This is a genomic window from Burkholderia sp. F1 (assembly GCF_050813845.1).
GTDB lineage: Bacteria > Pseudomonadota > Gammaproteobacteria > Burkholderiales > Burkholderiaceae > Burkholderia > Burkholderia ubonensis.
Genome location: NZ_CP172421.1, coordinates 388,270 through 409,752 on the forward strand (window position 1 = coordinate 388,270; position 21,483 = coordinate 409,752).

Genomic DNA, 21,483 nt, shown 5'->3' on the forward strand with positions numbered 1-21,483 from the left:
CATGGCAATCGTCAAAGTCAAACCGACATCGCCGGGTCGCCGCGCGATGGTCAAGGTGGTCAACAAGAATCTGCACAAGGGCAAACCGTTCGCGGCGCTGCTCGACACGCAGAGCTCGACCGCCGGCCGTAACAACAACGGCCACATCACCACGCGCCACAAGGGCGGTGGTCACAAGCAGCACTATCGCATGGTCGATTTCCGTCGCACGAAGGACGGCATTCCGGCGAAGGTCGAACGTCTCGAGTACGACCCGAACCGCAGCGCGAACATCGCACTGGTGCTCTACGCAGATGGCGAGCGTCGCTACATCATCGCTCCGAAGGGTCTGACCGTCGGCCAGCAGCTGATGTCGGGTTCGGAAGCGCCGATCCGCGCAGGCAACACGCTGCCGATCCGCAACATTCCGGTCGGTACGACGATCCACTGCATCGAGATGCTGCCGGGCAAGGGCGCGCAAATGGCGCGTTCGGCTGGTACGTCGGCCATGCTGCTGGCGCGCGAAGGCGTCTACGCGCAGGTTCGCCTGCGTTCGGGCGAAATCCGCCGCGTGCACATCGAGTGCCGTGCAACGATCGGTGAAGTCGGCAACGAAGAGCACAGCCTGCGCCAGATCGGCAAGGCCGGTGCAAACCGCTGGCGCGGTATCCGCCCGACGGTGCGTGGCGTTGCGATGAACCCGGTTGATCACCCGCACGGTGGTGGTGAGGGCAAGACGGCTGCAGGTCGCGACCCGGTGAGCCCATGGGGTACGCCGGCTAAGGGTTATCGCACCCGCAGCAACAAGCGCACGACGACGATGATCGTCCAGCGCCGTCACAAGCGTTAAGGAGTAGGCAATGGCACGTTCTGTTAAAAAAGGTCCGTTCTGCGACGCCCATTTGCTGAAGAAAGTTGAGGCGGCTGCAGCTTCGCGCGACAAAAAACCGATCAAGACCTGGTCGCGTCGCTCGACGATTCTGCCGGATTTCATCGGTCTGACGATCGCCGTTCACAACGGCCGTCAACACGTTCCGGTGTACATCTCGGAAAACATGGTCGGCCACAAGCTTGGCGAGTTCGCACTGACCCGGACGTTCAAGGGTCACGCGGCCGACAAGAAGGCCAAGAAATAAGGGGCAATCAAGATGGAAGTGAAAGCAATTCATCGCGGTGCCCGCATCTCGGCGCAGAAGACGCGCCTTGTGGCTGACCAGATCCGCGGTTTGCCGGTCGACAAGGCGCTGAACGTTCTGACGTTCTCGCCGAAGAAGGCGGCTGGCATCGTGAAGAAGGTTGTGCTGTCGGCAATCGCGAATGCGGAGCACAACGAAGGCGCCGATATCGACGAGCTCAAGATCAAGAGCATCTACGTCGACAAGGCTGCATCGCTCAAGCGTTTCACCGCGCGCGCCAAGGGCCGCGGTAACCGCATCGAGAAGCAATCCTGTCACATCACTGTGACGGTCGGGAATTAAGGAGCCATACGATGGGACAGAAAATTCATCCGACTGGCTTCCGCCTGGCTGTCAGCCGCAATTGGGCGTCGCGCTGGTACGCGAACAACAACAATTTCGCGGCGATGTTGAAGGAAGACATCGGTGTTCGTGAATACCTGAAGAAGAAGCTGAAGAACGCTTCGGTTGGTCGCGTCGTCATCGAGCGTCCGGCAAAGAACGCGCGCATCACGATTTTCAGCTCGCGTCCGGGTGTCGTCATCGGCAAGAAGGGCGAGGATATCGAGCAGCTGAAGACGGAACTGCAACGCCGCATGGGCGTTCCGGTTCACGTCAACATCGAAGAGATCCGCAAGCCGGAAACCGATGCGCAGCTGATCGCTGACTCGATCACGCAACAGCTCGAGCGCCGGATCATGTTCCGTCGCGCGATGAAGCGTGCGATGCAGAACGCGATGCGTCTGGGTGCCCAGGGCATCAAGATCATGAGCGCGGGCCGTCTGAACGGTATCGAAATCGCACGTACGGAGTGGTATCGCGAAGGTCGCGTGCCGCTGCACACGCTGCGTGCCGACATCGACTACGCGACTTCGGAAGCGAAGACGACCTACGGGATCATCGGCGTCAAGGTGTGGGTGTACAAGGGCGATACCCTTGGCCGCAACGACGCGCCGGTGGTGGAAGAAGTAGCCGAAGACAAGCGTCCGCGTCGCAATGCGCGTCCGGGCGATCGTCGTCCGCGCCGTGACGGCGAAGGCGGCGCTCCGGGTGCTCGCCGTGGCGCACCGCGCCGTGGCGCCGGCAAGCCGGAAGACGGCAAGACTGGAGAATAACGATGCTGCAACCGAAACGCAGGAAGTATCGCAAAGAGCAGAAGGGTCGTAACACCGGCAAGGCGACGCGCGGCAACGCGGTGTCGTTCGGTGAATTCGGCCTGAAGGCGATCGGTCGCGGCCGTTTGACCGCGCGTCAAATTGAAGCGGCGCGTCGTGCCATGACGCGTCACATCAAGCGTGGCGGCCGCATCTGGATTCGCATTTTCCCGGACAAGCCGATTTCGCAGAAGCCGGCCGAAGTGCGTATGGGTAACGGTAAGGGTAACCCGGAGTACTACGTCGCCGAGATTCAGCCGGGCAAGATGCTGTATGAAATGGACGGCGTAACCGAAGAACTGGCACGCGAAGCGTTCCGTCTGGCTGCAGCGAAGCTGCCGCTGAAGACGGCGTTCATCGTGCGCCAGCTCGGCGCCTAAGGAGAACACATGAAGGCTTCCGAACTTCTCCAGAAAGACCAGGCCGCGCTCAATAAAGAGCTGGCGGACCTGCTGAAGGCGCAATTCGGCCTGCGCATGCAACTCGCGACCCAGCAGCTCACGAACACGAGCCAGCTGAAGAAGGTTCGTCGCGACATCGCACGTGTGCGGACCGTCATGACTCAGAAGGCGAACCAGAAATGAACGATAGCGTGAAAACCTCGCTGAAGCGGACGCTGGTCGGTCGGGTCGTCAGCAACAAGATGGACAAAACCGTCACCGTGCTGATCGAGCACCGCGTCAAGCATCCGATCTACGGCAAGTATGTCGTGCGCTCGAAGAAGTACCACGCGCATGATGAAGCGAACACCTGCAACGAAGGCGATCTCGTCGAAATCCAGGAGACCCGTCCTGTTTCGAAGACGAAGGCCTGGGCGGTGTCGCGCCTCGTCGAAGCAGCCCGCGTCATCTAAGCGGGTCGAGCGGTAGGGCAGTAACAGGCACTTCGCCACGAAGTGCTTGAAATCGCAAAGTTTTTGCTTGCGTGACCGGGATTGTTTGTTATAATCCCGGTCTTCCCTCTTTATGGGAGCCCCGTCGCGGGCGAAGTTGGTGGGGGAAGCGGACGGGCGCCAGCCTGCTCCGAAAGATTCACCGAATTGCGATGGCGGGTTTCGTTTGCCGTCGCTGCTGTTCCAACCCAAGCAGCCGATTGGCTGACGGGACCAAGACTGACCGAATGCATCATGGTGGTGCATCCGGATTAAGTTGGGAAAGACAAACCATGATCCAGACCGAATCTCGGCTCGAAGTAGCCGACAACACGGGTGCACGTGAAGTCATGTGCATCAAGGTGCTCGGCGGCTCGAAGCGTCGTTATGCCAGCATTGGCGACATCATCAAGGTGAGCGTCAAAGAGGCAACGCCGCGCGGGCGCGTGAAGAAAGGCGAAATCTACAACGCCGTGGTGGTCCGCACCGCCAAGGGCGTTCGCCGTCAAGACGGCTCGCTGATCAAGTTCGACGGCAACGCCGCTGTGCTTTTGAATAACAAGCTCGAGCCGATCGGCACCCGTATCTTCGGGCCGGTCACGCGTGAGCTGCGTAGCGAACGATTCATGAAGATCGTTTCGCTGGCGCCGGAAGTGCTGTAAGGAGTCGCGATGAACAAGATTCGCAAGGGTGACGAAGTCATCGTCATCGCAGGCAAGGACAAGGGCAAGCGCGGCGTCGTGCTGGCTGTCGGTGCTGAGCATGTGACGGTTGAGGGTATCAACCTCGTCAAGAAGCATGTGAAGCCGAACCCGATGAAGGGTACGACGGGCGGCGTGGAAGCGAAGACGATGCCCCTGCATATTTCGAACGTCGCACTGGTCGACGCGAATGGCAAGGCGTCGCGTGTTGGCATCAAGGTCGAGGAAGGCAAGAAGGTTCGCTTCCTGAAGACGACCGGTGCCGTACTGAGCGCCTGACGCAGCGGAGTAAAAAATGGCTCGTTTTCAAGAGTTTTACAAAGAAAAGGTTGTGCCCGGCCTGATCGAGAAGTTCGGTTACAAGTCGGTCATGGAAGTGCCGCGTATCACCAAGATCACGCTGAACATGGGTCTTGGCGAAGCGATCGCTGACAAGAAGATCATCGAGAACGCCGTTGGCGACCTCACGAAGATCGCTGGTCAGAAGCCGGTCGTGACGAAGGCGCGCAAGGCAATCGCAGGCTTCAAGATCCGCCAGGGCTACCCGATCGGCGCGATGGTGACGCTGCGTGGCCGTGCGATGTACGAATTCCTCGACCGTTTCGTGACCGTTGCCCTGCCCCGCGTGCGTGACTTCCGTGGCGTGTCGGGCCGTGCTTTCGATGGCCGCGGCAACTACAACATCGGTGTGAAAGAGCAGATCATTTTCCCCGAAATCGATTACGACAAGATCGACGCGCTGCGTGGGCTGAACATCAGCATCACGACGACTGCGAAGACCGACGACGAAGCAAAGGCTCTGCTCGCCAGCTTCAAGTTCCCGTTCAGAAACTGAGGTTACCGTGGCTAAACTGGCACTGATCGAACGTGAAAAGAAGCGCGCCCGCCTGGTCGCGAAGTTCGCAGCAAAGCGCGAAGCGCTGAAGGCGATCATCGAAGACCAAAGCAAGTCGGAAGAAGAGCGCTACGAAGCACGCCTGGAGCTGCAGCAACTGCCCCGCAACGCAAACCCGACCCGCCAGCGCAACCGCTGCGCGATCACGGGCCGTCCGCGTGGCACGTTCCGTAAATTCGGCCTCGCGCGCAACAAGATTCGTGAAATCGCATTCCGTGGCGAGATTCCTGGCCTGACCAAGGCGAGCTGGTAATAGGAGAAACATAAATGAGCATGAGTGATCCTATCGCCGATATGCTGACTCGCATCCGCAACGCGCAGATGGTCGAGAAGGTATCGGTCGCGATGCCCTCGTCGAAGGTCAAGGTTGCAATCGCGCAAGTCCTGAAGGACGAAGGTTATATCGACGATTTCGCGGTGAAGGCTGAAGGCGCGAAGGCAGAACTGAACATCGCGCTGAAGTACTACGCTGGTCGTCCGGTCATCGAGCGCCTCGAGCGCGTGTCGAAGCCGGGCCTGCGCGTGTACCGCGGCCGCAACGACATTCCGCAGGTCATGAATGGCCTCGGTGTGGCAATCGTGTCGACGCCGAAGGGCGTGATGACCGACCGCAAGGCGCGCGCTACGGGCGTCGGCGGCGAAGTCATCTGCTACGTTGCTTAACCGAAAGGAGAGAGGAACATGTCTCGAGTAGGTAAGAGCCCGATCGCGCTGCAAGGCGCGGAAGTCAAGCTGGCCGACGGTGCAATCACCGTCAAGGGCCCGCTGGGCACCATCACGCAAGCGGTCAACCCGCTCGTGAACGTGGCGAACAACGACGGCACGCTGAACCTGTCGCCGGCGGACGAAAGCCGCGAAGCAAATGCACTGTCGGGCACGATGCGCGCGCTGATCGCGAACATGGTGCACGGCGTGACCAAGGGTTTCGAGCGCAAGCTGACGCTGGTTGGCGTCGGTTATCGTGCGCAAGCGCAAGGCGACAAGCTGAACCTGTCGCTGGGTTTCTCGCACCCGGTGGTGCACCAGATGCCGGAAGGCGTCAAGGCTGAAACCCCGACGCAAACCGAAATCGTGATCAAGGGGATCAACAAGCAACAAGTCGGTCAAGTGGCTGCGGAAGTCCGCGGTTACCGTCCGCCGGAGCCGTACAAGGGCAAGGGCGTGCGCTATTCCGACGAGGTTGTGATCCTCAAAGAAACGAAGAAGAAGTAAGGGTGCGCAATCATGGATAAGACTCAATCTCGCCTGCGCCGCGCTCGCCAGACGCGTATCAAGATCGCTGAGCTGCAGGTCGCGCGTCTCGCCGTGCATCGCACGAACACGCACATCTACGCTCAAGTGTTCTCGCCCTGCGGCACCAAGGTGCTGGCCAGCGCGTCGACCCTCGAAGCGGAAGTGCGCGCCGAGCTCGCCGACAAGTCGGGCAAGGGCGGCAACGTTGCTGCCGCAACGCTGATCGGCAAGCGTATTGCCGAGAAGGCTAAGGCCGCCGGCATCGAATCCGTCGCCTTCGACCGCTCGGGCTTCCGCTACCACGGCCGCGTGAAGGCGCTGGCTGAGGCAGCTCGCGAAGCTGGGCTCAAGTTCTAAGGAAGGAATTCGTCATGGCAAAGATGCAAGCGAAAGTTCAGGCTGACGAGCGCGACGACGGCCTTCGTGAAAAGATGATTTCGGTCAACCGCGTGACCAAGGTCGTGAAGGGTGGCCGTATTCTCGGCTTCGCCGCACTGACCGTGGTTGGCGACGGCGATGGCCGCATCGGTATGGGCAAGGGCAAGGCGAAGGAAGTGCCGGTTGCCGTCCAGAAGGCAATGGAACAAGCTCGCCGCAACATGTTCAAGGTGCCGCTCAAGAACGGTACGCTGCAACACGAAGTGCACGGCAAGCACGGCGCATCGGCAGTCCTCCTCGCTCCGGCGAAGGCAGGTACCGGTGTGATCGCCGGCGGCCCGATGCGCGCAGTGTTCGACGTGATGGGCGTTCAGAACGTCGTGGCGAAGAGCCACGGTTCGACGAACCCGTACAACCTCGTCCGTGCGACGCTGGACGGCCTGCGCAAGCAGTCCACCCCGGCAGACATCGCGGCGAAGCGCGGCAAGTCCGTCGAAGAAATTTTGGGCTAAGCCCGGGTGGTCACCATGTCTGAAAAAACTGTCAAGGTTCAGCTCGTGAAGAGCCTGATCGGGACCCGCGAATCGCACCGCGCGACCGTGCGTGGCCTGGGCCTGCGCCGACTCAACTCGGTTAGCGAGCTGCAGGATACGCCGGCGGTCCGCGGCATGATCAACAAGGTCTCGTACCTGGTTAAGGTCATCGCGTAAGCGGCCGACTACGGATCAAGGAGTTGATATGGAATTGAATAACCTGAAGCCGGCAGCTGGCGCCAAGCACGCCAAGCGTCGCGTCGGCCGTGGCATCGGTTCGGGCCTCGGCAAGACGGCTGGCCGTGGTCACAAGGGTCAGAAATCGCGTTCGGGCGGCTTCCACAAGGTCGGCTTCGAAGGCGGTCAGATGCCGCTGCAACGTCGTCTGCCGAAGCGCGGCTTCACGTCGCTGACGAAGGAATTCGTCGGTGAAGTGCGCCTGGGCGACCTCGAGAAGCTGCCGGTCGACGAAATCGATCTGCTCGCACTGAAGCAAGCCGGCCTGGTCGGCGAGCTGACGAAGAGCGCAAAGATCATCGCCACCGGTGAACTGAAGCGCAAGATCGTCGTGAAGGGTCTCGGCGCCACCAAGGGTGCGCGCGCTGCGATCGAAGCGGCTGGCGGTTCGTTTGCCGAGTGACACGCCTAGCGCGTCGTCTCTAGCATTTGCATCGGAGAAAGTACTTGGCTAACAGCCCGAGTCTTGCAAAACCCGGTCGAAGCACGGCGAAATTCGGCGATCTGCGCCGGCGAGCGATGTTCCTGCTCCTGGCGCTGATCGTCTATCGCATCGGCGCGCACATCCCCGTGCCGGGCATCGATCCGGATCAACTGGCTAAGCTGTTCCAGAGCCAGGCGGGCGGCATCCTGGGCATGTTCAACATGTTCTCGGGTGGCGCGCTTTCCCGCTTCACGATCTTCGCGCTGGGGATCATGCCGTACATCTCGGCGTCGATCATCATGCAGCTGTTGGCGATCGTCTCGCCGCAGCTCGAAGCGCTGAAGAAGGAAGGGCAGGCAGGGCAACGGAAGATCACGCAGTACACGCGGTATTTCACCGTGGTGCTCGCGACCTTCCAGGCGTTCGGTATCGCGGCCGCGCTGGAAAACCAGCCGGGCCTCGTCACCGACCCCGGCATGCTGTTCCGTCTGACGACGGTCGTGACGCTGGTAACCGGCACGATGTTCCTGATGTGGCTGGGTGAGCAGATCACCGAGCGAGGTCTGGGCAACGGTATTTCGATCATCATCTTCGGCGGGATCGCAGCAGGGTTCCCGAACGCCGTCGGTGGGTTGTTCGAGCTGGTTCGTACGGGTTCGATGAGCATCATTTCGGCGATCATCATCGTCGTTCTGATCGCCGCGGTGACTTACCTGGTCGTGTTCATCGAACGCGGTCAGCGCAAGATCCTCGTGAACTACGCGAAGCGCCAGGTCGGCAACAAGATCTACGGCGGGCAGTCGTCTCACCTGCCGCTGAAGCTGAACATGTCGGGCGTGATTCCGCCGATCTTCGCATCGTCGATCATCCTGTTCCCGGCAACGATCCTCGGCTGGTTCAGCACGGGTCAGCCGTCGGGAAGCTGGTTCTCCAACACGCTGCATAACGTGGCGGAGGCGCTGAAGCCGGGCCAGCCGGTCTATGTGCTGCTGTACACGCTGGCGATCGTGTTTTTCTGCTTCTTCTACACCGCACTGGTGTTCAACAGCAGGGAAACCGCGGACAACCTGAAGAAGAGCGGCGCGTTCGTGCCGGGCATCCGTCCGGGCGAGCAGACTGCGCGATACATCGACCGCATCCTCACGCGTCTGACGCTGGCCGGTGCGATCTACATCGTCTTCGTGTGTCTGCTGCCGGAATTTCTGGTGCTGCGCTGGAACGTGCCGTTTTATTTTGGTGGAACGTCGCTGCTGATCATTGTCGTCGTCACGATGGACTTCATGGCGCAGGTGCAGTCGTACGTTATGTCGCAACAGTATGAGTCGCTGCTCAAGAAGGCTAACTTCAAGGGCGGCAACATCCCAATGCGCTAAAAAGGACCTATGGCCAAGGACGATGTAATCCAGATGCAGGGTGAGGTGATCGAAAACCTCCCGAATGCTACCTTCCGCGTGAAGCTGGAAAACGGCCATGTCGTGTTGGGGCATATCTCCGGAAAGATGCGGATGCACTACATCCGCATTCTTCCGGGCGACAAGGTGACGGTTGAATTGACGCCTTACGATCTGTCGCGTGCGCGGATCGTGTTCCGGGCGAAGTGATTTGGAAAAAAGGGTAATATCATGAAAGTGATGGCATCGGTTAAGCGCATTTGCCGCAATTGCAAGATCATCAAGCGCAAAGGCGTCGTTCGCGTGATCTGCAGCTCGGATCCGCGCCACAAGCAGCGCCAAGGCTGACCGCGCGTTTGTTTGCGCTTTTTGTTTGAGGAAAAACAATGGCTCGTATCGCAGGGGTTAACATCCCGAATCACCAGCATACCGAGATCGGCCTGACGGCAATCTTCGGTGTTGGCCGCACTCGCTCGCGCAGCATCTGCGTTGCAGCTGGCGTGGAATTCTCGAAGAAGGTCAAGGACCTGACCGACGCAGACCTCGAAAAGCTGCGTGAAGAAGTGGGCAAGTTTGTCGTCGAAGGCGATCTGCGCCGTGAAGTGACGATGAACATCAAGCGCCTGATGGATCTCGGCTGCTACCGTGGTGTTCGTCATCGCAAGGGCCTGCCGATGCGCGGTCAGCGTACGCGTACGAACGCGCGCACTCGCAAGGGTCCGCGTCGTGCAGCGCAAGCGCTGAAGAAGTAAGCGGAACTGACAGTTACAGGAAAACGTAATGGCTAAGGCTTCGAACACCGCGGCGCAACGCGTTCGCAAGAAGGTCAAGAAGAACGTCGCTGAAGGCGTGGTTCACGTTCACGCGTCGTTCAACAACACGATCATCACGATCACCGATCGCCAGGGCAATGCACTGGCATGGGCGACGTCGGGCGGCCAGGGCTTCAAGGGCTCGCGCAAGTCGACGCCGTTCGCTGCTCAGGTTGCTGCTGAGTCGGCCGGTCGCGTGGCGATGGAATACGGCGTGAAGAATCTGGAAGTGCGGATCAAGGGCCCCGGCCCGGGTCGTGAGTCGGCAGTGCGTGCACTGCACGGCCTCGGCATCAAGATCACCGCGATTTCGGATGTCACTCCGGTTCCGCACAACGGCTGCCGTCCGCCGAAGCGTCGTCGCATCTAACGATGTGTTGGCGCAATGCCTGTCGCCGCTTCGCGTCGACGGGCTGTGCTTTTTTGATTGACTAAGCCCACCGTTCGCCCCAAAGGGCGCGAACTAGCGCGGATCGCGATCCGCGTGACTGATTGATAAAGGAATGCAAAGTGGCACGTTATATCGGCCCTAAGGCCAAGCTGTCCCGCCGTGAAGGCACCGACCTGTTCCTGAAGAGCGCGCGCCGCTCGCTCGCTGACAAGTGCAAGCTCGACAGCAAGCCGGGCCAGCACGGCCGTACTTCGGGCGCACGTACGTCCGACTACGGCACGCAGCTGCGTGAGAAGCAAAAGGTCAAGCGCATCTACGGCGTGCTGGAGCGTCAATTCCGCCGCTACTTCGCTGAAGCCGACCGCCGCAAGGGCAACACGGGTGAAAACCTGCTGCAACTGCTCGAGTCGCGTCTCGACAACGTCGTGTACCGCATGGGCTTCGGCTCGACCCGCGCTGAAGCGCGTCAGCTCGTGAGCCACAAGTCGATCACCGTGAACGGCATCGTCTCGAACGTCCCGTCGCAACAGGTGAAGGCTGGCGACGTGGTCGCGATCCGCGAAAAGGCGAAGAAGCAGGCGCGTATCGTCGAAGCGCTGTCGCTGGCCGAGCAAGGCGGCATGGCGAGCTGGGTTGCAGTCGATGCGAAGAAGTTCGAAGGTACGTTCAAGCAAGTGCCGGAACGCGCTGACATCGCCGGCGACATCAACGAAAGCCTGATCGTCGAATTGTACTCGCGTTAATCTGATTGACGGCCGAGGTACCCCGATTGCGTTCCGCAAGGGGTGACCTCGGCTGTTTATTTTCAGGGTGTTACCGGTCAGCCTTATCGGTGTAACGAGCCGAGGGTATTGAAAAGGAAAACCTATGCAAACCAGTTTGTTGAAACCCAAGATCATCGCCGTGGAATCGCTGGGCGAGAACCATGCGAAGGTGGTCATGGAGCCGTTCGAACGCGGCTATGGCCACACCTTGGGCAATGCGCTCCGCCGCGTGCTGCTGTCGTCGATGGTGGGCTACGCGCCGACCGAAGTGACGATCGCGGGCGTGGTGCACGAGTATTCGACGCTTGATGGTGTGCAAGAGGACGTCGTCAACCTGCTGCTGAACCTGAAGGGCGTGGTGTTCAAGCTGCACAACCGCGACGAAGTGACGGTGACGCTGCGCAAGGAAGGCGAAGGTGTCGTCACGGCAGCCGATATCGAGCTGGCGCACGATTGCGAAGTCATCAACCCGAATCACGTGATCGCGCATCTGTCGAAGGGCGGCAAGCTCGACGTGCAGATCAAGATCGAGAAGGGTCGCGGCTATGTGCCGGGCAACGTCCGCCGCTATGGCGAGGACACGGCCAAGATCATCGGCCGCATCGTACTCGACGCATCGTTCTCGCCGGTTCGCCGCGTGAGCTACGCCGTCGAAAGCGCGCGTGTCGAGCAGCGTACCGACCTCGACAAGCTCGTGATGAACATCGAGACGAGCGGCGTGATCACCCCGGAAGAGGCGATCCGTCAATCGGCGCGCATCCTGGTCGACCAGCTGTCCGTGTTCGCGGCGCTGGAAGGCACGGAGACGGCGGCGGAAGCACCGTCGCGCGCACCGCAGATCGATCCGATCCTGCTGCGTCCGGTGGACGATCTCGAGCTGACGGTTCGTTCGGCGAACTGCCTGAAGGCCGAGAACATCTACTACATCGGCGACCTGATCCAGCGCACGGAAAACGAGCTGCTGAAGACGCCGAACCTCGGTCGCAAGTCGCTCAACGAGATCAAGGAAGTGCTCGCTTCACGCGGTCTCACGCTGGGCATGAAGCTCGAGAACTGGCCGCCGGCTGGTCTCGACAAGTAAGCCCGGTTGTTGCTGTAACTGGCCAAGATGCGGATTTTCCTTTAGAATCCGCATCTTGCTTTTTTTCGTTACCGGCCCGTGCACCCCTATAGGTGCGATAGAAGAGCTGGATCAAAACTTTGAATCAAGGAAACTGAAATGCGCCATCGTCATGGTCTGCGGAAACTGAACCGCACGAGCAGCCACCGTCTGGCAATGCTCCGCAACATGTCCAACTCGCTGATCGAGCACGAAGTCATCAAGACGACGCTGCCGAAGGCGAAGGAACTCCGTAAGGTCGTCGAGCCGCTGATCACGCTCGGCAAGAAGCCGTCGCTCGCGAACCGTCGCCTGGCGTTCAACCGCCTGCGCGATCGTGATTCGGTGGCCAAGCTGTTCGACGTGCTCGGTCCGCGTTTCGCGAACCGTCCGGGCGGCTACCTGCGCATCCTGAAGTTCGGCTTCCGCGTCGGCGACAACGCGCCGATGGCACTGGTCGAGCTGCTGGATCGTCCGGAAGTCGAAGAAACGGAAAACGTGCAAGAAGCTGAATAAGCTTCCCGGCACATCGCAGTATCAAAAAAGGGTCAAGCAATCGCTTGGCCCTTTTTGCTTGGCGGTCGCGGAATGCGGTCGATTGTCGCAGTCGGTCGCCGGCACCATCGCGCAGGGTGCGCTACGATACGGAACAAACAGCTGGTGAATGCGCCGGCGATCGAAACCGGAGGTGCGCGAATGGTCGTGGTGCTGATGCTGACGACGGTGCCGGATGCGGCGACCGCCGACGCGCTTGCCGACGGCGCGCTGGCCGCGCGGCTGGCCGCCTGCGTGTCGCAGCTCGGCGCGATCCGGTCGCGCTATCACTGGCAAGGCAAGGTCGAGACGGCCGAAGAAATCCAGCTGCTGTTCAAGACGAGCCCGGTGCGCTCGCTCGAGCTGGAACGCTTCATCCAGTCGCACCATCCTTATGACACGCCCGAAATCGTCTCCTGGCAAGCGGCGGCGGCGCCGAAGTACGGCCAGTGGGTGACAGGCGAAACTCAACGTCTATTTCATGTTTAACGGTATGGCTCTTCGCGCGCGCATCCATGCGTTGCGGCTCCTCGCGCTGCTGCTGTCGCTCTTCGCGTTCACGCTGGGCGGCATGTCGCTCGCCCGGGCCGCCGACGATTTCCTCGATCCGTCGGTGGCGTTCAAGTTCAGCGCCAGCGAGTCGCCGGGCCAGGTCGACGTGCGCTTCAAGGTCGCGGACGGCTATTACCTGTATCGGGAGCGGTTCGCGTTCGCGGTCAAGAGCGGCCAGGCGACGCTCGGCGAGCCGCAGCTGCCCGCGGGCCATGTGAAGTTCGACCAGACGTTCCAGAAGAACGTCGAGACCTATCGCGGCGACGTGGTGATCCACGTGCCGGTCAAGCAGGCAGCCGGGTCGTTCGAACTTGCGGTGACGTCTCAGGGGTGCGCGGACGAAGGGATCTGCTATCCGCCGGCGGAGCATGTCGTGAAGGTGAGCGGCAACGCGTTGGGCGCGGTGTCCCCGGCGGCGACGGCTGCCTCGCCGGCCGGCCGGGATGAGGCGGCCGGCAGCTGGTTCGACAAGGTCACGAGCGCCGATTATGCGCAGTCGCTGCTCGAAGGCCAGGGCTTCTTCACGGTCGTCGCACTGTATTTCGTCGCGGGCGTGGTGCTGAGTCTCTTGCCCTGCTCCTATCCGATGATTCCGATCGTGTCGGCGATCATCATCGGCCAGGGCACGCGCGCGACGCACGCGCGCGGCTTCGCGCTGTCACTGACCTACGTGATCGGCATGGCGCTCGTCTACACGGTGCTCGGGATCGCCGCCGCGCTGGTCGGGCAGAGTCTCGGGGCATGGCTGCAGAACCCGTGGGTGCTGGGCAGCTTCGGCGTGCTGCTGACCGCCTTCGCGGCATCGCTGATTTCCGGCATCGATATCGCGCTGCCGCAGCGCTGGCAAAACGGCGCCGCCAGCACGTCGAGCGGCCACAAGGGCGGTCACTTCGCGGCGGTCGCGGCAATGGGCGCGCTGTCGGCGCTCGTCGTCGGCGCCTGCATGACGGCGCCGCTGTTCGCGGTGCTCGCGTTCATCGCGCATACCGGCAATGCGCTGCTCGGGGGCGCGGCGCTGTTCGCGATGGGGCTGGGGCTCGGCGTGCCGCTGCTGATCGTCGGCGTCGGCGCGGGCTCGTTGCTGCCGCGCGCGGGCGCGTGGATGGACGGCGTGAAGGTGTTCTTCGGCATCGTGTTGCTCGCGGCCGCGCTGTGGATCGTCTGGCCGGTGCTCGGCGGGGCGTTCCGGATGATGCTGGCCGCGCTGTGGCTGCTCGTCGCGGCGGCCGCGCTCGGCCTGTTCACGCCGCATGCGGGCACGCCGTCGATCTGGCGACGCCTCGGGCGCGGGCTCGGCGCGGCGCTGGCAATCTGGGCGGCCACGCTGCTCGTCGGCCTCGCCGCGGGATCGACCGATCCCGTCAAGCCGCTGGCGGTGCTTGCCGCGCGCACGACCGCGTCCGTGGCTGGCACGCCCGCAGCCGGTACGCCGGGCGCGCAGGAAGGGCCGGCGTTTGCATCAGTGGGGTCGAATGACGAGCTCGATGCGCTGCTGAAGACGTCGGGCCAGCCGGTGATGCTCGATTTCTACGCGGACTGGTGCGTGAGCTGCAAGGAGATGGAGCATCTGACCTTCACCGATTCGCGTGTGCAGGCGCGGCTCGCGCAATTGCACCTGGTGCGCGCGGACGTCACCGCGAACAATCCGGACGATCAGGCGCTGCTGAAGCGCTTCAACCTGTTCGGCCCGCCCGGGATCATCTTCTTCGATCGCAATGGCAAGGAAATCGGGCGGGTAGTCGGCTATCAGGCCGCCGACACGTTCCTGCGCAGCCTCGATCGCGCGGCGGTGCCGACGGTGTAGCCGGCATGCGTCGCTCGCGGGTCGGTGACGTTCGAAGGCCCTGAGCGTACAAAGACGGCGCCGGCCCGCGGCCGACCGGCAAAAAAAACGGCGACGCACCGCAGTGCGTCGCCGTTTCGCTTTCCAGGCTCTGGCTCCGGATCAGCGCTGCGCCTTCAGCAGGCGCGCGGCATCGAGCGCGAAGTACGTCAGCACGCCGTCGGCGCCGGCGCGCTTGAACGCGAGCAGCGATTCGAGCACGACCTTGTCGTGATCGAGCCAGCCGTTCATCGCGGCGGCTTTCAGCATCGCGTATTCGCCGCTGACCTGGTACACGTAGGTCGGGAAGCGGAACTCGTCCTTCACGCGGCGCACGATGTCGAGGTACGGCATGCCGGGCTTCACCATCACCATGTCCGCGCCTTCCTCGATGTCGAGGCGCACTTCGCGCAGCGCCTCGTCGGTGTTCGCCGGGTCCATCTGGTAGGTCATCTTGTTGCTCTTGCCCAGATTCGCCGCCGAGCCGACCGCGTCGCGGAATGGGCCGTAGAACGCCGACGCGTACTTGGCCGAATAGGCCATGATGCGCGTGTGGATATGGCCTTCGCTTTCGAGCATCTCGCGGATCGCGCCGATGCGGCCGTCCATCATGTCCGACGGCGCGACGATGTCGACGCCGGCCTCGGCCTGCGCGCGCGCCTGCTCGATCAGGATTTCGACGGTGTCGTCGTTGATCACGTAGCCGTTGTCGTCGAGCACGCCGTCCTGGCCATGGCTCGTATACGGATCGAGCGCGACATCGGTCAGCACGCCGAGCTCGGGGAAGCGCTTCTTCAGTTCGCGCACCGCGCGCGGGATCAGGCCCTCGGGATTGGCCGCCTCGCGGCCGTCAGGCGTCTTCAGCGCCGGCTCGATGGCCGGGAACAGCGACAGCACGGGCACGCCCAGTTCGACGCACTGCTCGGCAACCTGCATCAGCAGGTCGACGGACACGCGCTCGACGCCGGGCATCGACGGCACCGGCTGGCGCTCGTTCGTGCCTTCGACGACGAAGACCGGATAGATCAGGTCGTCGGTGGTCAGGTGGTTTTCGCGCATCAGGCGGCGGGAGAAGTCGTCGCGGCGCATCCGGCGCGGACGATGAAGCGGATGGAAGCTCATGGCGATTTGGCAGAAATCAGGGCAATAAGGGCCTTACGGAACCCTTAGGTTATTTTCTGGATCGTTGGTATATGATAGCGATCGAGCGTCACGCCTAGCGTGATGCTCCCCGCTTCTCCTCCCTGAGCGGGTGCCTGTCGTTATTCGATTAGGCTGTTTAACCCGCCGCTAAACGGCGGGTTTTTTTATGAGCCGGCCGAAACGCAGGCGCCGTCAGGTGCGCACGGCCGGTGCCGGCCGCGCGGTGCCCGGTCATTGTGCTACAGGCTCGCTTTTTTCGTCGGCGACGGACGGCCGCACCCAGCTCTCGATCAGCGCATGGGCCTCGTCGAGCCCGGTGCGCTTGAGCGCCGAGAACAGCTGGACCGTCAGCTTGCCTTCGACGCCCGCGTCGCGATACGCATCCAGCCCTTTCTGCGTCGTCCGCAGCGCGTTGATGCTTTCCTGGCGCGTCAATTTGTCGCACTTCGTCAGCAGCGTGTGGATCGGCTTGCCGGTCGGCACGAACCACTCGATCATCCGGCGGTCGAGCTCGGTCAGCGGGCGGCGCGAATCCATCATCAGGATCAGCCCGCAGAGCTGCGAGCGGGTTGCGAGGTAGGTCGACAGCAGCATTTCCCAGTGCGCCTTCGCGGCGCCGGGCACTTCCGCGTAGCCGTAGCCGGGCAGGTCGACGAGGTTCGCGACGGGCTCGGCCGCCGGGCCGACCGAGAAGTAGTTGATGTGCTGCGTGCGGCCGGGCGTCTTCGACGCGAACGCGAGCCGCTTCTGGTTGCACAGGACGTTGATCGCGGTCGATTTGCCGGCATTCGAGCGGCCTGCGAACGCAACTTCCGGCTGCACCGTCGGCGGCAGGTCGCGCAAGTGGTTGACGGTCGTATAGAAGCGGGCTTGATGGAGCAGAAAGGCCATGGGAACCGGGGACGGACGGGCGGCGCGAGCCGCTTGGTGGAGGCGGGGTAGCCCCGATAGGCGCGGGGGCTTTCAGCGCGATATTGTACAATACGGCGGTTTTGCCGAAGGCCCCGGGCACCCCGCCTCGCGCGCTTCTGCGGTAGACTGATCGCCGTCGTTTATTGCAGAACCTCAATTCCCACAAGACGAAACAGGGTGTGCGAATGAATCGACTGTGCAAGTCTCTGATGGTGCTTCAGGTTGCAGCAGGGTTCGTAGGTTTCGTAGCAGAGGCAAGAGCGGCGGATGCGGCAAAGCCGGATCTGGATCGTGGCAAGGCGATCGCGGCGCAAGTCTGCGCATCGTGTCACGGCGCCGACGGCAACAGCGCGTCGGGCGGTTTTCCGAAGCTTGCCGGCCAGCATCCCGAATATCTGGTCAAGCAGTTGAACGATTTCAAGGCGCAGCCGGGCGCGAAGGGACCGGCGCGCAACAACGCCGTGATGGTCGGGTTCGCGAGCGCGCTGAGCGCGGACGACATGCGCAACGTCGCGGCGTATTACGGCTCGCAGGCGGCCAAGCCCGGCACCGCGCACGTCGCGGCCAGCGTGCCGCTCGGCCAGAAGATCTATCGCGGCGGCATCGCGGAGAAGGGCGTGCCCGCGTGTGCGAGCTGCCACGGGCCGACGGGGCAGGGGCTGCCGGTCCAGTATCCGCGCCTGTCGGGCCAGTGGTCGGATTACACCGTTGCCCAGTTGACGGCGTTCCAGCAGGGCGCTGGCGCTCGTAGCAACAACGAGGCGATGCATCAGATCGCGTTGCGCCTGTCGGACAGCGAGATCAAGGCCGTCGCGGATTACATCGCCGGCCTGCACTGAGCGTCGGCCGCGAAAGAGCGACCGGGCGCCCGCAGGGCGGCCGGAGTCAGAACAAGAAAAGGGTGGGGCGCCGCATCGTAGCGGCCGCCTTGCCCTTTTTTGTTGTCAGTCGGAGTTTGAATGAGCGTTACCACGTCGGGGTTGCAGTCGAAGTCGGGCCAGGGCGCAACGAAGCGCGCAGTCGAGCTGTTGAGCTCGATGCGCTTTGCGATCGCGCTGCTGGTGGTGCTGTCGATCGCGAGCATCGTCGGTACCGTCCTGACCCAGGACGACCCGTATCCGAACTACGTGAACCAGTTCGGGCCGTTCTGGGCCGACATCTTCCGCTCGCTCGGCCTGTACAACGTGTACAGCGCGTGGTGGTTCATGCTGATCCTGATCTTCCTCGTCGTGTCGATCTCGCTGTGCGTGATCCGCAATGCGCCGAAGATGCTCAAGGACGCGAAGAGCTGGAAGGACAAGGTCCGCGAAGGCAGCCTGCGCGCGTTCCACCACAAGGCCGAATATGCCGCGACCGGCACGCGCGCGGAGGCGACCGCGACGCTCGCCGCGTTCGTCACGAAGGCCGGCTACAAGCACGTCGTGCGCGAAACCGACGGCGCGACGCTGGTCTCCGCGAAGCGCGGCGCAATGACGAAGTGGGGCTACATCTCCGCGCACCTCGCGATCGTCGTGATCTGCGTCGGCGGCCTGCTCGACAGCAACCTGCCGATCAAATTCCAGATGTGGATGTTCGGCAAGAGCCCCGTCAACACGAGCGCGACGATCAGCGAGATTTCGCCCGACCATCGCCTGTCGGCGTCGAACCCGACGTTCCGCGGCTACGCGTGGGTGCCGGAAGGCCAGTTCGTGTCGACCGCGATCCTCAACCAGCCGAACGGCTCGCTGATCCAGGACCTGCCGTTCTCGATCCAGCTCAACAAGTTCATCGTCGACTACTACACGACCGGGATGCCGAAGCTGTTCGCGAGCGACATCGTCGTGATCGATCGCGCGACCGGGCAGAAGATCCCGGCGCGCGTCGAGGTCAACAAGCCGTTCACGTACAAGGGCGTGTCGATCTACCAGTCGAGCTTCCAGGACGGCGGCTCGCAGATGCAGATGACCGCGTACCCGATGACGGGCGCTGCGGCGAAGACATTCCCGGTGCAGGGCGCGATCGGCAGCTCGGTGCCGCTGCAGATGCCGGGCGCCGACGGCGAGACGATCGAATTCTCCGATTTCCGCGCGATCAACGTCGAGAACATGGCCGATGCGAACGGCAGGCCGGACGTGCGCGGCGTCGCGAAGACCACGACGCTCAAGGAAGCGTTCGACGAGCGGCTCGGCTCGGGCGCGAAGTCGTCGAAGCCGATGCAGCTGCACAACATCGGCCCGTCGGTGCAGTACAAGGTGCGCGGCAAGGACGGCCAGGCGCGCGAGTTCAACAACTACATGCTGCCGGTCGACATGGGCGGCGAGCGCGTATTCCTCGCGGGCGTGCGCGCAAGCCCGAACGATCCGTTCCGCTACATGCGGATTCCGGCGGACAGCCAGGATTCGATCGGCGAATGGATGCGCCTGCGCGCGGCGCTCGAAGACCCGGCGGTCCGCACGGAGGCCGCCGCGCGCTTCGCGCAGCGTTCGCTGCCGGGCAGCGAAGCGGCGCTGCGCGGTCGCCTGCAGGACAGCGCGTCGAAGGTGCTGACCCTGTTTGCGGCCGGCGACGACAGCGCCGGGCGCGGGATGGACGGCCAGCCGCTGGGCGGGTTCCAGGCGGTTGCGACGTTCATCGACCGGTCGGTGCCGAAGGCCGAGCAGGAGAAGGCGGCCAGCCTGCTGCTGCGGATGCTCGAAGGCGCGATGTGGGAGGTCTGGCAGATCGCGCGCGAGCGCGCCGCCGAACCGCCGGTGCAGCAGGGCGCGGAGTCGGTCCGGTTCGTGCAGAACGCGATCAACGCGCTGTCCGACAGTTTCCTGTACGGCGCGCCGGTCTACCTGCAGCTCGATTCGTTCAAGCAGGTGCAAGCTTCGGTATTTCAGCTGACGCGCGCGCCCGGCAAGAATCTGGTGTATCTTGGCAGCCTGCTGCTGGTCGCCGGCATCTTCTCGATGTTCTACGTGCGCGAGCGGCGCCTCTGGTTCTGGCTCAAGGACGCCGGCTCCGGCGTCGATGTGGTGATGGCGATGTCCACGGCCCGCAAGACCTTCGATTTCGAGAAAGAATTCGTGCAGACGCGCGACGCGGCAGGCGCCGCCTTGCACGCCGCACCTCGCGATGCCGCGCCGGCTGCTCCGGCCCGCTCAGCATCGGCTCCCCGCCCGCCGGCCGGCGGCGGTTCAGCGGATTCCACCCGGTAACATCATGGATCTCACTCAAGTTTCTCCCGCCCGTGAGGCGTCGGCTCAGGCCCCGATTCTGGCGCCGCTGTTCGACGACCGTCCGTTCCTGCTGCGCCTGTCGCCGCTCGACTGGCTGTTCGCGCTCGCGCTCGTGCTCGGCGCGGGCTATGCGTTCGTGCACTACAACGCGCACATGGATTACTACGACAAGGCGGTGCTGATCGGCACCGTCCCGGCGCTCGTCACGCTCGGCTGGCGCTGGAAGCCGGCCCGGCTGCTGATGGCGTCGATCGCGGTGCTGGCGCTGCTGTCGATCCAGATCTACCAGGGCGACCTGGCGCGCGCGGATTCGGCGTTCTTCCTCAAGTACTTCCTGTCGAGCCAGTCGGCGATCCTGTGGATGAGCGCGCTGTTCGTGCTCGCGACGGTGTTCTACTGGATCGGCACGCTCGCGCGTTCGGCGTCCGCCGCCGCGATCGGCCAGAAGCTCACCTGGGTCGCGGTGCTGATGGGCTTCACCGGGATGATGGTGCGCTGGTACGAGTCGTACCTGATTGGTACCGACGTCGGCCATATTCCGGTGTCGAACCTGTATGAAGTGTTCGTGCTGTTCAGCCTGATCACCGCGCTGCTCTACCTGTATTACGAAGGCCACTACGGCACGCGCGCGCTCGGCGCGTTCGTGCTGCTGATCATCAGCGCGGCGGTCGGCTTCCTGATGTGGTATTCGATCGCGCGCGACGCGCAGCAGATCCAGCCGCTCGTGCCGGCGCTGCAGAGCTGGTGGATGAAGATCCACGTGCCGGCGAACTTCATCGGCTACGGCAGCTTCGCGCTGTCGGCGATGGTGTCGGTCGCGTACCTGATGAAGGAGCGGGGCGTGCTCGCCGACCGCCTGCCGGCGCTCGAGGTGCTCGACGACGTGATGTACAAGTCGATCGCGGTCGGCTTCGCGTTCTTCACGATCGCGACGATCCTGGGCGCGCTGTGGGCGGCCGAGGCGTGGGGCGGCTACTGGAGCTGGGACCCGAAGGAGACCTGGGCGCTGATCGTGTGGCTGAACTACGCGGCGTGGCTGCACATGCGCCTGATGAAGGGCCTGCGCGGCACGCCGGCCGCATGGTGGGCGCTGACGGGCCTGATCGTCACGACGTTCGCGTTCCTCGGGGTCAACATGTTCCTGTCCGGGCTGCACAGCTACGGCAAGCTGTAAGATTCCCGACGCTCGTTCGACCAAAGACCGCCGGCGCACTGCGTGCCCGGCGGTTTTCTTTTGTAACGCGCGGGCGGTCCGGGCGCCGAACGGCGCATGATGGCGCGGG

General features: G+C 62.9%; 32 protein-coding genes. 30 read left to right on the forward strand and 2 right to left on the reverse strand.

Annotation, left to right across the window (positions count from 1 at the left end; all coding sequences use genetic code 11):
• Position 1 precedes the first annotated feature (1 nt).
• The 27 genes from rplB to dsbD all read left to right on the forward strand — a co-directional run bounded on the left by rplB (position 2) and on the right by dsbD (position 14,927).
• Positions 2-829 carry a 50S ribosomal protein L2 gene (gene rplB, locus ACFIMZ_RS01820; protein ID WP_431821149.1) on the forward strand — a complete coding sequence of 276 codons (828 nt, stop codon included), beginning with the start codon at positions 2-4 and terminating at the stop codon, positions 827-829.
• Between the two features lie 10 nt (positions 830-839).
• On the forward strand, positions 840-1,115 hold the full coding sequence (gene rpsS / locus ACFIMZ_RS01825) for a 30S ribosomal protein S19 (protein ID WP_004199273.1): 276 nt from the start codon (positions 840-842) through the stop codon (positions 1,113-1,115).
• A 12-nt stretch (positions 1,116-1,127) separates the two neighbouring features.
• Positions 1,128-1,457: a 50S ribosomal protein L22 gene (gene rplV, locus ACFIMZ_RS01830; protein ID WP_004199272.1), complete on the forward strand. Its 330-nt coding sequence runs from the start codon at positions 1,128-1,130 to the stop codon at positions 1,455-1,457.
• A gap of 11 nt (positions 1,458-1,468) precedes the next feature.
• On the forward strand, positions 1,469-2,269 hold the full coding sequence (gene rpsC, locus ACFIMZ_RS01835) for a 30S ribosomal protein S3 (protein WP_084899906.1): 801 nt from the start codon (positions 1,469-1,471) through the stop codon (positions 2,267-2,269).
• A gap of 2 nt (positions 2,270-2,271) precedes the next feature.
• Positions 2,272-2,688 (forward strand): 50S ribosomal protein L16, encoded by a 417-nt coding sequence (gene rplP / locus ACFIMZ_RS01840; protein ID WP_006482873.1) that lies wholly within the window; start codon positions 2,272-2,274, stop codon positions 2,686-2,688.
• A gap of 9 nt (positions 2,689-2,697) precedes the next feature.
• Positions 2,698-2,892, forward strand: a complete 195-nt coding sequence (gene rpmC / locus ACFIMZ_RS01845) for a 50S ribosomal protein L29 (RefSeq protein WP_006400652.1) — start codon at positions 2,698-2,700, stop codon at positions 2,890-2,892.
• Positions 2,889-3,161, forward strand: coding sequence for a 30S ribosomal protein S17 (gene rpsQ, locus ACFIMZ_RS01850; protein ID WP_047899582.1), 273 nt, complete (start codon positions 2,889-2,891; stop codon positions 3,159-3,161). The genes rpmC and rpsQ overlap by 4 nt, the downstream gene beginning before the upstream one ends.
• 311 nt (positions 3,162-3,472) lie before the next feature.
• Positions 3,473-3,841 (forward strand): 50S ribosomal protein L14, encoded by a 369-nt coding sequence (gene rplN, locus ACFIMZ_RS01855; protein WP_004197951.1) that lies wholly within the window; start codon positions 3,473-3,475, stop codon positions 3,839-3,841.
• Positions 3,842-3,850: 9 nt separating this feature from the next.
• The gene (gene rplX / locus ACFIMZ_RS01860; RefSeq protein ID WP_010092943.1) at positions 3,851-4,159 is read left to right on the forward strand and encodes a 50S ribosomal protein L24; all 309 of its coding nucleotides are present in this window, start codon (positions 3,851-3,853) and stop codon (positions 4,157-4,159) included.
• A gap of 16 nt (positions 4,160-4,175) precedes the next feature.
• On the forward strand, positions 4,176-4,715 hold the full coding sequence (rplE, locus tag ACFIMZ_RS01865; RefSeq protein WP_006482882.1) for a 50S ribosomal protein L5: 540 nt from the start codon (positions 4,176-4,178) through the stop codon (positions 4,713-4,715).
• 7 nt (positions 4,716-4,722) lie between these two features.
• Complete coding sequence (gene rpsN, locus ACFIMZ_RS01870; RefSeq protein WP_006400648.1) at positions 4,723-5,028, forward strand: 30S ribosomal protein S14; 306 nt, start codon at positions 4,723-4,725, stop codon at positions 5,026-5,028.
• A 14-nt stretch (positions 5,029-5,042) separates the two neighbouring features.
• Entirely contained in the window at positions 5,043-5,438 is a 396-nt protein-coding gene (rpsH, locus tag ACFIMZ_RS01875; protein WP_034183605.1) for a 30S ribosomal protein S8, read from the forward strand.
• Between the two features lie 18 nt (positions 5,439-5,456).
• Positions 5,457-5,987, forward strand: a complete 531-nt coding sequence (gene rplF / locus ACFIMZ_RS01880) for a 50S ribosomal protein L6 (protein ID WP_084899911.1) — start codon at positions 5,457-5,459, stop codon at positions 5,985-5,987.
• A gap of 12 nt (positions 5,988-5,999) precedes the next feature.
• Positions 6,000-6,365, forward strand: a complete 366-nt coding sequence (rplR, locus tag ACFIMZ_RS01885; RefSeq protein ID WP_006400645.1) for a 50S ribosomal protein L18 — start codon at positions 6,000-6,002, stop codon at positions 6,363-6,365.
• Between the two features lie 14 nt (positions 6,366-6,379).
• On the forward strand, positions 6,380-6,898 hold the full coding sequence (gene rpsE, locus ACFIMZ_RS01890) for a 30S ribosomal protein S5 (RefSeq protein ID WP_006482895.1): 519 nt from the start codon (positions 6,380-6,382) through the stop codon (positions 6,896-6,898).
• Positions 6,899-6,913: 15 nt separating this feature from the next.
• Positions 6,914-7,096, forward strand: coding sequence for a 50S ribosomal protein L30 (gene rpmD / locus ACFIMZ_RS01895; protein ID WP_006400644.1), 183 nt, complete (start codon positions 6,914-6,916; stop codon positions 7,094-7,096).
• 28 nt (positions 7,097-7,124) lie between these two features.
• The gene (rplO, locus tag ACFIMZ_RS01900) at positions 7,125-7,559 is read left to right on the forward strand and encodes a 50S ribosomal protein L15 (protein ID WP_006482880.1); all 435 of its coding nucleotides are present in this window, start codon (positions 7,125-7,127) and stop codon (positions 7,557-7,559) included.
• Between the two features lie 44 nt (positions 7,560-7,603).
• A complete protein-coding gene (gene secY / locus ACFIMZ_RS01905) occupies positions 7,604-8,953 on the forward strand; it encodes a preprotein translocase subunit SecY (protein ID WP_026045042.1) in 1,350 nt (449 codons plus the stop codon).
• Positions 8,954-8,962: 9 nt separating this feature from the next.
• Positions 8,963-9,181: a translation initiation factor IF-1 gene (gene infA / locus ACFIMZ_RS01910; protein ID WP_004521905.1), complete on the forward strand. Its 219-nt coding sequence runs from the start codon at positions 8,963-8,965 to the stop codon at positions 9,179-9,181.
• 21 nt (positions 9,182-9,202) lie between these two features.
• A complete protein-coding gene (gene rpmJ / locus ACFIMZ_RS01915; RefSeq protein WP_004199844.1) occupies positions 9,203-9,319 on the forward strand; it encodes a 50S ribosomal protein L36 in 117 nt (38 codons plus the stop codon).
• 38 nt (positions 9,320-9,357) lie between these two features.
• Positions 9,358-9,723: a 30S ribosomal protein S13 gene (gene rpsM / locus ACFIMZ_RS01920; protein ID WP_034183606.1), complete on the forward strand. Its 366-nt coding sequence runs from the start codon at positions 9,358-9,360 to the stop codon at positions 9,721-9,723.
• A gap of 28 nt (positions 9,724-9,751) precedes the next feature.
• Positions 9,752-10,153, forward strand: coding sequence for a 30S ribosomal protein S11 (gene rpsK / locus ACFIMZ_RS01925; protein WP_010092939.1), 402 nt, complete (start codon positions 9,752-9,754; stop codon positions 10,151-10,153).
• 140 nt (positions 10,154-10,293) lie between these two features.
• On the forward strand, positions 10,294-10,917 hold the full coding sequence (gene rpsD / locus ACFIMZ_RS01930) for a 30S ribosomal protein S4 (RefSeq protein ID WP_431821150.1): 624 nt from the start codon (positions 10,294-10,296) through the stop codon (positions 10,915-10,917).
• A gap of 124 nt (positions 10,918-11,041) precedes the next feature.
• A complete protein-coding gene (locus ACFIMZ_RS01935) occupies positions 11,042-12,019 on the forward strand; it encodes a DNA-directed RNA polymerase subunit alpha (RefSeq protein WP_010092937.1) in 978 nt (325 codons plus the stop codon).
• Between the two features lie 138 nt (positions 12,020-12,157).
• Positions 12,158-12,553: a 50S ribosomal protein L17 gene (gene rplQ, locus ACFIMZ_RS01940; RefSeq protein ID WP_004197924.1), complete on the forward strand. Its 396-nt coding sequence runs from the start codon at positions 12,158-12,160 to the stop codon at positions 12,551-12,553.
• A gap of 180 nt (positions 12,554-12,733) precedes the next feature.
• Positions 12,734-13,060 (forward strand): divalent-cation tolerance protein CutA, encoded by a 327-nt coding sequence (cutA, locus tag ACFIMZ_RS01945; protein WP_431821151.1) that lies wholly within the window; start codon positions 12,734-12,736, stop codon positions 13,058-13,060.
• Positions 13,053-14,927, forward strand: coding sequence for a protein-disulfide reductase DsbD (gene dsbD / locus ACFIMZ_RS01950; RefSeq protein WP_431821152.1), 1,875 nt, complete (start codon positions 13,053-13,055; stop codon positions 14,925-14,927). The genes cutA and dsbD overlap by 8 nt, the downstream gene beginning before the upstream one ends.
• A 141-nt stretch (positions 14,928-15,068) precedes the next feature.
• On the opposite strand, the gene hemB is transcribed toward dsbD, so the two are convergent.
• Positions 15,069-16,067 carry a porphobilinogen synthase gene (gene hemB, locus ACFIMZ_RS01955; protein ID WP_431821153.1) on the reverse strand — a complete coding sequence of 333 codons (999 nt, stop codon included), beginning with the start codon at positions 16,065-16,067 and terminating at the stop codon, positions 15,069-15,071.
• A gap of 252 nt (positions 16,068-16,319) precedes the next feature.
• Positions 16,320-16,979: a ribosome biogenesis GTP-binding protein YihA/YsxC gene (gene yihA / locus ACFIMZ_RS01960; protein WP_076477759.1), complete on the reverse strand. Its 660-nt coding sequence runs from the start codon at positions 16,977-16,979 to the stop codon at positions 16,320-16,322.
• Positions 16,980-17,185: 206 nt separating this feature from the next.
• On the opposite strand from yihA, the gene ACFIMZ_RS01965 reads away from it, so the two are divergent.
• From ACFIMZ_RS01965 to ccsB, 3 genes are all read left to right on the forward strand, one after another.
• A complete protein-coding gene (locus tag ACFIMZ_RS01965) occupies positions 17,186-17,839 on the forward strand; it encodes a c-type cytochrome (RefSeq protein ID WP_431821154.1) in 654 nt (217 codons plus the stop codon).
• Positions 17,840-17,959: 120 nt separating this feature from the next.
• Positions 17,960-20,179 (forward strand): cytochrome c biogenesis protein ResB, encoded by a 2,220-nt coding sequence (locus tag ACFIMZ_RS01970; RefSeq protein WP_431821155.1) that lies wholly within the window; start codon positions 17,960-17,962, stop codon positions 20,177-20,179.
• 4 nt (positions 20,180-20,183) lie between these two features.
• Positions 20,184-21,374 carry a c-type cytochrome biogenesis protein CcsB gene (ccsB, locus tag ACFIMZ_RS01975; RefSeq protein WP_431821156.1) on the forward strand — a complete coding sequence of 397 codons (1,191 nt, stop codon included), beginning with the start codon at positions 20,184-20,186 and terminating at the stop codon, positions 21,372-21,374.
• Positions 21,375-21,483 lie beyond the last annotated feature (109 nt).